This window comes from Pseudomonas sp. WS 5010, assembly GCF_012985565.1.
GTDB lineage: Bacteria > Pseudomonadota > Gammaproteobacteria > Pseudomonadales > Pseudomonadaceae > Aquipseudomonas.
The window spans coordinates 1-613 of record NZ_JAAQWQ010000034.1 but is presented as its reverse complement, the minus strand read 5'-3'; the positions used below and the strand labels follow the sequence as shown (position 1 = coordinate 613).

The 613-nt window shown below is 63.6% G+C and carries 2 pseudogenes; one reads left to right on the top strand and one right to left on the bottom strand.

The window, feature by feature from the left end:
- Positions 1-172: pseudogene (locus HBO11_RS28450) on the top strand (sel1 repeat family protein); the annotation flags it as partial.
- Positions 173-328: 156 nt separating this feature from the next.
- Here the strand turns inward: HBO11_RS28450 and HBO11_RS28445 are convergent.
- Positions 329-613: pseudogene (locus tag HBO11_RS28445) on the bottom strand (ABC transporter substrate-binding protein); the annotation flags it as partial.

Sequence of the window (613 nt, the reverse complement as noted above, 5' to 3'; positions counted from 1 at the left end):
GGCGTCGGTCAATGGCTCGGACGAAGCCATGGACAGCGCCGACCTGGTGTCGGCGCAGATGCGTCGCGATGAACTGGAAATCGCCAGCCAGGTGCTGGGCCAGATATTCCGCAGCTACCTGCTGGAACTGCAGACCGCCGAAGGTCGCTCGCCCTTCTCGCCGCTGCCCTGACCCACAGGGTGGGCCGAGCGGCGATGCGCTTCTGCCCACCGCATGACTCTACGCTTGAGGCGGTGGGCTGAAGCCCACCCTACGAGCCTGAGTAGGCCGTCCGCTTCCAATGAGTTAGGCCTTGTAGGGTGGGCTTTAGCCCACCATGATGACGGCTTATGGTGCCATCTGTACCGAAGCGAAATTCTGCCGGCCAAAGGGGCTGACCTGGTAACCCTCGATCTTGGCGCTGAGCAGCGCGAAGGCGGTCGGGTGGGCCAACGGCAGCCACAGCGCCTGCTCCTGAATGATCTGCTGCGCCTGGTGATAAAGGCGGCTGCGCTCATCCTGGTCGCTGCTGGCCTTGCTGTCTGCGATCAGCTTGTCCAGCGTTTCGTCGCAGTAGCGGGCGAAGTTCAGCCCGGACTGCACCGAGGCGCAGGCGAATTGCGGGGTGAGAAA